The 9606-nt window shown below is 30.5% G+C and carries 7 protein-coding genes and 2 pseudogenes; 6 read left to right on the top strand and 3 right to left on the bottom strand.

What is annotated here, in order from left to right:
• From J6V67_RS06180 to gap, 3 genes and pseudogenes are all read right to left on the bottom strand, one after another.
• A pseudogene (locus J6V67_RS06180) lies at positions 1–489 on the bottom strand (triose-phosphate isomerase); the annotation flags it as partial.
• Positions 486–1694 carry a phosphoglycerate kinase gene (gene pgk / locus J6V67_RS06175; RefSeq protein ID WP_291860272.1) on the bottom strand — a complete coding sequence of 403 codons (1209 nt, stop codon included), beginning with the start codon at positions 1692–1694 and terminating at the stop codon, positions 486–488. The pseudogene J6V67_RS06180 and the gene pgk, both read right to left, overlap by 4 nt.
• Before the next feature lies 1 nt (position 1695).
• On the bottom strand, positions 1696–2691 hold the full coding sequence (gene gap, locus J6V67_RS06170; protein WP_291860268.1) for a type I glyceraldehyde-3-phosphate dehydrogenase: 996 nt from the start codon (positions 2689–2691) through the stop codon (positions 1696–1698).
• Positions 2692–2749: 58 nt separating this feature from the next.
• On the opposite strand from gap, the gene nadD reads away from it, so the two are divergent.
• The 6 genes and pseudogenes from nadD to cas4 all read left to right on the top strand — a co-directional run bounded on the left by nadD (position 2750) and on the right by cas4 (position 9484).
• Positions 2750–3298: a nicotinate (nicotinamide) nucleotide adenylyltransferase gene (gene nadD / locus J6V67_RS06165; protein WP_291860265.1), complete on the top strand. Its 549-nt coding sequence runs from the start codon at positions 2750–2752 to the stop codon at positions 3296–3298.
• Positions 3288–3614, top strand: coding sequence for a ribosome silencing factor (gene rsfS, locus J6V67_RS06160; protein ID WP_291860262.1), 327 nt, complete (start codon positions 3288–3290; stop codon positions 3612–3614). The genes nadD and rsfS overlap by 11 nt, the downstream gene beginning before the upstream one ends.
• 265 nt (positions 3615–3879) lie before the next feature.
• Complete coding sequence (locus tag J6V67_RS06155; protein WP_291860259.1) at positions 3880–7710, top strand: HNH endonuclease domain-containing protein; 3831 nt, start codon at positions 3880–3882, stop codon at positions 7708–7710.
• Positions 7691–8647: pseudogene (gene cas1 / locus J6V67_RS06150) on the top strand (CRISPR-associated endonuclease Cas1). The gene J6V67_RS06155 and the pseudogene cas1 overlap by 20 nt, the downstream one beginning before the upstream one ends.
• Complete coding sequence (cas2, locus tag J6V67_RS06145) at positions 8648–8917, top strand: CRISPR-associated endonuclease Cas2 (RefSeq protein WP_291860257.1); 270 nt, start codon at positions 8648–8650, stop codon at positions 8915–8917.
• Positions 8918–9484, top strand: coding sequence for a CRISPR-associated protein Cas4 (gene cas4, locus J6V67_RS06140; protein ID WP_291860255.1), 567 nt, complete (start codon positions 8918–8920; stop codon positions 9482–9484).
• Positions 9485–9606: the final 122 nt, after the last annotated feature.

Raw genomic sequence — 9606 nt, 5'->3', positions numbered from 1 at the left:
AGCACTTTGTCCAGTACCAATTGCCCAGATTGGCTCATAGGCAATTACTAAATTTTCATAATTTAGATCAATGTTTGCTAGCTGATCGGCTAAAAACTCTTTAGTGCTTCAATTCATATGCGTAATATCATCTTCGCCAATACAGTAGATAATATCCCAGCCTTTACTTACGGCGTAGTCAAATTTGGCTTTTAAAAATGGCTCATCTTCGCCTAGGGCGCGTCTTTCACTATGACCGATCATTACAGTAGTGATATTAAGTTCCTCTAGCATTTGAGCACCTATTTCGCCAGTATATGAGCCGCTTTGTGCTGGGTAAAAGTTTTGAGCCCCTTGAGTGAAGTTAAATTTATCTTCACTCAAAGCAGTAAATGGTGGAAATACAATCACGCTATGGTCGCTTTGGCTAAGTCCATTGCTAAGCTCTTTGGCATAATCTGCATAGCTTTTTTTAGTGTGGTTGCATTTTAAATTTGCAGCATAAATCATAGACTATCTTCTCTTAAAAGTACTCTAACACATGGCAGCTCTTTACCTTCGATTAGCTCTAAGCTAGCACCACCACCAGTAGAGATAAATGTCATCTCATCAGTATCGCCAGCACGCTCAACTACATCTGCAGTATCGCCACCACCTACAACTGTAGTAGCAAAGCTTTCGCCTATTGCATGGCTCATTTTAATGCTACCTTTACTAAATTTATCCATCTCAAATACACCCATTGGACCATTCCACCATATTGTTTGAGCGTCTGCGATCGCCTCTTTAAATAGCTTAACGCTTGCTGGACCAATATCTAATCCCATCCAGCCATTTGGTATTTCTTGAACTGGGACATATTTTATAGGGCTATCATTGCTAAAGGTTTGAGCAGCTACTACATCTACTGGCAGGTAGATTTTTACACCTAGCTCACGACCTTTTTTAAGGATATTTGCTGCTTCTTCTACTAGCTCTTCTTCTAAAAGTGAGTTTCCGATATTTTCACCAAGTGCTTTTAAGAATGTAAATGCCATACCGCCGCCAATAATAAGCTTATCTATGCGTGGGAGTAGGTTGGTTAAGGCTTGTAGCTTACCGCTAACTTTTGACCCGCCAGTAACTGCAACAAATGGACGGCTAGGATGGCGGATTAGGTTTTGTCCAAATTCAATCTCTTTAATTAGTAAAAATCCAGCTGCTTTGTGCTCATTATCATAACATTGAGTTATAGCATGCACACTAGAGTGAGCTCTATGACATACGCCAAAAGCATCATTTACATAGTAATCAGCTAACTCGCTAAGAGCTTTAGCTAGATTTTTATCATCTTTAGTTTCGCCCTTTTCAAAGCGCAAATTCTCAAGCATTAAAATTTCGCCAGCTCTTAATTTTTCTACTTTTTCTTTGGCATCGTGGCCAACTACATCATGGGCAAATTTAATCTCTCTATCCATCAATCTGCCAAGTCTTTTAGCAACTGGCAATAAAGAGTATTTCTCTTCATAGCCATCTTTTGGGCGGCCTAGGTGACTAGCTAAAATTACAGAACAGCCTTGATCTAGCACATATCTAATTGTAGGTATTGCAGAGCGAATGCGCCTATCATCTGTAATATTGCGAAACTCATCCATAGGTGTGTTAAAATCACATCTTATAAATACCTTTGAACCAGGTGTGAAATTTATATCTTTAACTGAAATTATCTCACTCATCTTATTTCTCGCTTATAAATTTTGCCATCTCTACTAGACGGTTGCTATATCCCCACTCATTATCATACCATGCCATTACTTTGATCATATCGTTGCATATTACTTGAGTTAGGTCAGCTGCTACTATACTTGAGTAGCTTGAAGTGTTAAAATCTCCGCTTACTCTTTCATCAAAATCTACTGCCATAATGCCTTTTAAGCTACCTTTGCTAGCTTCTACAAATGCGTTATTTAACTCCTCTTTTGTCACGCTTTTACCAAGTACAGCCGTAAGATCAACTATCGATACATTTGGCACTGGTACTCTAATGCTTTGGCCGTGTAGTTTGCCATCTAGACTAGGCATTACTAGCTTCATAGCTTTGGCTGCGCCTGTACTTGTAGGGATCATATTTACTGCTGCAGCCCTAGAGCGTCTAAAATCTCTGCATTTTACATCTACTAGACTTTGGCCATTTGTGTAGGCGTGAATAGTAGTCATTAAGCCTTTTTGAATACCGTAAAGATCATCTAATATTTTAGTTACTGGACCAAGGCAGTTTGTGGTGCAGCTTGCATTTGAAATGATTGTTTGACCTTCGTATTTATCAGTATTTACACCTAGAACAAATGTAGGAGTATCATCTTTTGCTGGAGCGCTCATTACTACTTTTTTAGCGCCTTTTGCGATATAAGTTTGGCATTTCTCTTTTGTAAGGAATTTACCAGTACACTCTAGTACTACATCTATTCCGCTTAAATCCATATCATTTATATCTCTTGTGCTATATACTCTAATTTTTTTATCGCCAACTAAGATATAATCATCATTTATAACCTCTACATCTTGATTGAATTCGCCATGAACTGTATCATATTTTAGTAGATATCTAGTCATTTTGCGCTCAGCAGTATCATTGATAATGCATAATTCATACTCTGCTGGATTATTTAGTATAATTCTAGCAGCGCATCTACCTATTCTTCCAAAACCATTAATTGCTATTTTAAGTGCCATTTTCATCCTTTTTGGGTATAATTAGGGCTAATTTTACTAAAAAAAAGGTTAAAAAAAATTGAATATAGCCATTTTTGGAGGAAGTTTTGACCCGCCTCACTTTGGCCATGATAAGGTGGTAAAATCTACGCTTAAAAATTTAAATATTGATAAGCTTATTATAATTCCAACATTTTTAAATCCATTTAAAAGCGCTTTTGGGGCGCCGCCAGCCCTTAGGCTTCAGTGGTGTAGGACTTTATGGGAAAATTTAAGTTCAAAAATTATAGTAAGCGATTATGAAACTACCCAAAATAGAGCTGTAGCAACTATTGAGAGTGTAATATATTTTAAAAATAAATTTAATGCTGATAAAATTTATTTAATAATCGGTGCTGATCAGCTTAATAGCTTGCATAAATGGCATAGATATGATGAGTTAAAAGCATTGGTAAGCTTTGTTGTAGCGTGTAGAGATGATATTAAAATAGATGAAAATTTGCAAAAACTTGATATAAATGTTAAAATCTCATCTTCAAAGATTAAATCTGAGCTAAATTTCAAGCAGGTGCCAACTGCTATTTTAAGTAGCGTTCAGAGTTTTTATAAGGATAAAAATGCAAAATAGAATAGATAGAATTGTTAAGCTTTTAGATGATAAAAAGGCTGAAAATATTGAAATTATCGATATGCAAGGTAGAGATTATCTAAGCAAATTTGTAGTTGTAGCTACTACTTTGGCTGCTCGTCATGGCTTTGCTTTACTTGATGATTTAAAAACTGAATTAAAACCAGCTGGTGAGAATTTTTTAGGTGTAGAAAGCAGCGATGATTGGACAGTAATTGATCTTGGCGATATAATGATACACTTAATGAGTGAAACTTATAGGGCTAAATATAATATAGAAGAGTTCTTAAAAGAGTTAAGCGTTAAAGGAAATTAGGTTTTAACCAAGTGCATTTGGGATATAATTAAAGAGATTATTTTATTAATCTAATCGCTTTAATCATTGTAGCTACTAGCAGATCAAAAGCTAGTAGCGATTTTGAGTCTTAATAAATTTAATATCACGCATAGATAAGCTAGTTAGTATTAATAGATATTTAGTTATCAATTTTTTCTTAATTTTCTAAACTTATTTTATATTTTAAACCATTGTAAGCCAAATTTCATTAAAATCAAAATCATTTATATAGTTGGAGTTGTTTATGAATGAATTGTCTATAAATATTGATATGGGCGCTGCAAATAATGGCGTATTTATCGCTATCACAAATGAGGATTCTATAATTTATAAAAATGCGTTTAATATATATTTTGATAAAAATTTGACATTTTCTAAAAGTGATAGAACAGCACGTCGCCATGCTAGGCGTAGCTATGATAGGGATAGATTTATTTTAAGATTACTTAATGAGATTTTGCCTATAAATAACTTGAGTCAAAGTCAAAAAGAGATGATTTATGGACTTTTTAAAAATCGTGGTTTTAACTATCATAATATCGAATTTAATGAAAGCCTAGATGATAATATAGTTAATTTTTTAAATAGTTTAGATGGGTATATATTTGGACTTAGTAAAAATAAAGATGAGTTTGAGCAAGTTCTAAATGAGATAGTTGTAGATCACTCAAATGATGAAATTAAAGAGATACTAGAAACTCAAAGTCAAATTCTAAACAATATAGATAAAGAAAATAAAAAAGCCATAAAAGCTAGTAAAAATATACAAAGTTTAATTCAAAGTATATGCAATGAAATTGATAAAAATAACAAGCATAGAATTAGCTACTTAAAAGATATAAAAGAATTAATTTATAAAGATTGCGAATTTATAATCCAAAAATCTGATAAATTTGATAATTTAGATGAATTTTATAATTTTGTTGGAAATATTTCAAATTTCCAAACTCGAATTTTAAGAAGGTATTTTAATAATAAATATCTAGATAATATAAATTTTGATGATGCAAAGCTAAAGAAAAATATAATAAGAAATATCAATTATATGGAGTATATAACTGATATACAAAATAATAATAAACTAAATATGCTAAATTCTTTAAAGATAAAATCGGCTTTAGAGTATTTAAAAAGTATCGATCCAGTAATTACTATCCCACCATACGAAAATCGTAAAAATAAAAATCCACAAAAATGCAATACTTTGATGTTAAATATTGATAAAATTACTCCTAGTCTAGTAAATTTAACTTATAAAATTTTAAATAGCGATGATTTTGCGCATATAAGAAGAGATGAAAATGGCCAGTTAATCAGCCTTAATGATATAGATGAAAATAATATCGCTAAATATTTACAAAGAGTATTAGATATCTCAAAAGAGAGCCTAATGGATACAGCTCTATATCCAAGAGCTCTTGATAATAATAGCAAAATATTTGCCGATACTTTTAGGTTAAATAGTGATGAAATTAGAGAATTTAAAGAGCTTGCTAGGAGATACTATAACGAAGTAGATAACGCAAAAAAAGGAATAATAACTAATGATTTATTAATTCCATGTGGCAAAAATACGCCACATAAAAATAGAAATAAAAATGAGCTTATATCAGCTCTTTTTGGAAAAAATATCACCAAAGATGATGTAATTAATCTAGAAGAGTTTATGCTAAAAAATAAAATAAAAGGTAATAAGGGCTATAAAGGGTTTTTTAGAGATTTAAATGAATTAAAAAAGAGCTATCAAAATAGCTTCTATCATAATCTAAATAATGATGAAATTAACGATAAAGACATCCAAGCAATCCTAGAGCTATATCCAAAAGTAGCTCACAATATCAACAACCACAATAGCGTATTTGAGTTTAAACTACCATTTGATAAAAATAATTTAAATACAAATATCAACTATCTAAGCCAGTTAGGAGATATAATCTATGATGAGAAAAATCGTGGATTTTTAAAAACTTGCAAATGCCATACTTTAGAAAATTTAATTCGTTCTGGCTCACAAAATGCTATTTGTACTAGATTGCCAGCTAATTCAGCTAGACTTATCAATGGCAAAATAGAGATGTATCTAAATCGTTTAGCGTATGAAATTAGCACCGCTATTAAGCCAGAAATTTTGCAAGATATATCATATATAACTATAAATGTAGAGATGAATAAATTTAGTTTTGAAAATAGTGCTAGCAACTTAAATTTAATAAGCAAACGTCAAAAAGTTAAAGAGATAATTTGCCCATACTCAGGCCAAAAGATAGATGAGATTAACTGCGAATATGATCATATCTTGCCTCGTTCTAAAGGCTTGTATAATTCTAGAGCAAATTTAATCCCAGCTAGCTCTACTGCTAATTTACAAAAGGGCAATCAAAGCTATACTTTAGAAAATTTACACCAAAATTATCTAAATCCAATTTATAAAATTATAAAAGTACAAAATCTTGATGAGTTTAAGAATTTTATAGATACACAGATGGCAAAGATAGGTATTAATAAATTTACAAATTACGATAATCTTAATAGCTTTGAGCAAATCGCACTTAGACATGCTCTATTTTATAAAGATTCAAATAGCTTTGCAAAAGCGCTTGAAATTTTAAAACTAGATAGAATCAAAACTCACTCTAATGGCACTCAAAAGCGTTTTGTAAATCTTTTAATACAAAAGGTAAAAGATAAGCTAAATAAATCAAATCAAGATATTGAATTTAGTGTTAATTTCATCAATGCAGAACTAGTAAGCGCAATTAGAAGCGAACTAAGCAAAGAGGATAAAGAGCTACAAAAAGCTAAAATTCAAGATAGCCATAGTCACTGCATTGATGCTAGTATAGTATTTTATTACGCTAATAGCAAACTTATAAATAACTCAAAAGGTCAGCGTGAATTTAAGTATGATTATAATCATATTAAGCCAGAGTATAGCAATAAAATGACTATGCAAAGTAAAAAATATCTAGAGTTAAACTCTAATAAAATAGCTCGTAAAAAGCTATTTGATGATGGCATATATTCTTTAGTTTATGAAAATGCCAATATATTAAAAGATAAAGAAGCTAATATCTTGCTTGATCTTGGGCTTTTGCATACTAAAGAAAATGGCAAAAAGGTTGCTATAACTAGCGATTTTAAATCAGGTAAATTTTATATAAGCTCACATAAAGTTTTTGATCTATTATTTAAAGCCTTTAATGATAGCGATATTAAATTATTAAATAAACTCAAATTTCTAGACAATCATCTATGTTCTTATATACGAAAAGATATATTTGCTATAAAAAACGAAGATAAAAGTAGTATGTTTTTTGATAATAAAAATGAATTAAAAGTACCAGATGCAAAAATAAAAACAAAAAATATCGATAAATTCTATCATATCTTAAAAGCAAATGAAAGCAAGATTATAGAGATAAAAGATGGTAAAAACATATTAAAGCATCAAGAGATAAAAGAGCTGTTTAAAGAGTGTTTTTATACCAAACAAGCCAAAAGAAGTAGAAACAGATCTCGCGTAATTTACTCTTTGCCTATAAAAGCAAGTTCTAAATATATTATAAGGAAAAATGGCGGATATGCTGGACTTAGCAATTCAGATATAGCTACTAAAACATATATAGATTTAGACAGTAAAAATATAATCAAAATTCCATTTTTTAGCAAAAATATATTGCCTTGTAAAATAGCAGATATTATAAATATAATTAAATTAAAATCTCAAAATATAAAGCAAATTTACAAACTTCTAGTAACCAAAAATCTCCCATCAGCTATTATAAAACTTGAGTTTATAATCTCTCAAGCCAATAGACATGATATAGAGGTTGAATTTTATAAAAGCCAAATTGGAGATTATAATTTACTTGACCAAACTAGCCGTGATGAGTTTATAGATAAATATTTAAGTGGTGAATTTAAAGAGCTGCTAGGAGAGCCAAGAGATAAGAAAATAACTATAATCAAAGATACAAAAGATAGCCTAATAATCGCATACTGTGTAAAACAAACATCGGCTATGAATAAAAAAATAATGATAGATAATTTAATCGATGAAACATCTAGTTATTAATAGTTTTGGGCTATTTTTAGGATTAAAATCTCAAAGAATAGTAATATATCAAAATAAAGAGATAATAAAAGAGATAGCCCTTAAATCATTAAAAACCATATCTATAAATTCAAATGGTATAACTATTTCTAGTGATTTAATCTTTGCTTGTAGTGTGCGTGGGATAAAGATTTTTTATCAAAACTTTAACACATTTAGTGCTACGCATACACTTTATGAACATAAAGGAGTAAATGTATTAAAGCAGCAATTTTCATCCAAAGATAATGCCAAGGGATTGATATTAGCCAAAGAGTTAATAATCGGCAAGATTAAAAATCAACGCTCTACAATTTTATATTTTTCTAGAAATAAAAATAACGAGCAAAAAAACATTGCATGAATTGCTATGCAAAAAGCAATTGACACACTAAAAAGCTCAAAAATAATAGACACAAATGATATATTTAGTATTGAGGCTAATGCCGCTCATAGATATTTTGAATTTCTTAAATTTAACTCTCTTTTACCATCTAGTTTTGAACACCGCACTAAAAGGGCAAGCAGCGAAATATCAAACCAAGCTTTAAATTATGGCTATGCAATACTATTAAATATAATCTATAAAAGTATTATAAATGCCGGATTAAATCCATATTTTGGAGTTTTGCATACTATGCGAAGCGCCAAGCCATCTTTAGCCTTAGATATTATGGAGGAGTATAGAAGCTTTATAGTAGATAGAAATATTATTAAAATTCGCTCATCTCTCAAAGGCGAATTAAATGCAGAATTAAAAAAAGTAATAGCTTCAAATATACTAAATTCATTAAATAAAAAACTTATCTATAATCACAAAAAGCTTACTTTAGAAAGTATTATCCAACGCCAAGTATATAAAATTTCAGCATTTTTTTGTGGCGATAGTAGGTATAAATCATATATATTTAGGTGGTAAATGAGATATCTAATCTGCTACGATATAGAAAATAGTAAAAACAGAACCAAGCTATTTGAAAGATTAAAAGATTTTGGACTTTTAGCTGTTCAAAAATCAGTATTTTATGGGGAGCTAAGCAAAGCTGAAAAACTCGCTATTAAAGAGCTTTTATCTAAATATTGCGCTAAAAGTGATAAGGCCATCATCACATCTGTAAATTTAGATTTTAATGATACTTTAGGCTATACCAAAGAGTGTTTTGAGAGTAAAATATATGAGATTATTTAGATGATTTTAGTTAGCCATATTAGACAATTTGTATTTTGTCCTAGGATTTTATATTTTTATACATTTTGCGATATCAAGCCAGTATATCCAGAGTATGTAAGCTCAGGCTCACAATATCACAATAAACAAAACGAACTATTTAAAAATAGAAAATTTATCAAATTTAAGCTACCAATTATAAAAGCATATAGCAATCTATATTTGCAAGATTCATCTATGCAAGGAGTAGCGGATTTGGTGCTAGAGTGCCAAAATGAGATAATTGTAGCTGAGTTTAAAAATCAAACCAAGCCAATACTAAATAAAGGCACTAAAATGCAACTTATAGCCTACTCAAAACTAGCTAGTAAGCATTTTAATAAACCATTTTCTAAGATAATGCTAATTTGTAGCAATAATCTTAAATTTAAGATGTTTGATATAAAAAACGATGATTTAGCTCAATTTAATAGCACGATAGATAAGATTAATAAAATGTTAAATCAAGAGCTATTTCCGCAAAGTTGTGCTAGTATAGCCGCTTGTATGCAGTGTGAATTTAAAAATTATTGCGACGATAGAGAGTAATACCGGGGGTGCCATATGGCAGTTGCCCCGATCTGTTAACACCTTTAGGTGATTTCAAACGCTAAAGAGTTAATCTGTAGTATAATTTGCGTTTGTATTATAACTAAATTTTTCCACAAATT

The organism is Campylobacter sp. (genome assembly GCF_017646085.1).
Taxonomy (GTDB): Bacteria; Campylobacterota; Campylobacteria; order Campylobacterales; family Campylobacteraceae; genus Campylobacter.
The sequence above is the reverse complement of the archived record's forward strand: the minus strand, read 5'-3'. Positions and strand labels throughout refer to the sequence as shown.

Bases quoted from the DNA above. Each gene is read 5' to 3' on its own strand.
- pgk (WP_291860272.1), bottom strand. From the start codon at position 1,694: ATGAGTGAGATAATTTCAGTTAAAGATATAAATTTCACACCTGGTTCA.
- gap (WP_291860268.1), bottom strand. From the start codon at position 2,691: ATGGCACTTAAAATAGCAATTAATGGTTTTGGAAGAATAGGTAGATGC.
- rsfS (WP_291860262.1), top strand. From the start codon at position 3,288: ATGCAAAATAGAATAGATAGAATTGTTAAGCTTTTAGATGATAAAAAG.
- J6V67_RS06155 (WP_291860259.1), top strand. From the start codon at position 3,880: ATGAATGAATTGTCTATAAATATTGATATGGGCGCTGCAAATAATGGC.
- cas2 (WP_291860257.1), top strand. From the start codon at position 8,648: ATGAGATATCTAATCTGCTACGATATAGAAAATAGTAAAAACAGAACC.
- cas4 (WP_291860255.1), top strand. From the start codon at position 8,918: ATGATTTTAGTTAGCCATATTAGACAATTTGTATTTTGTCCTAGGATT.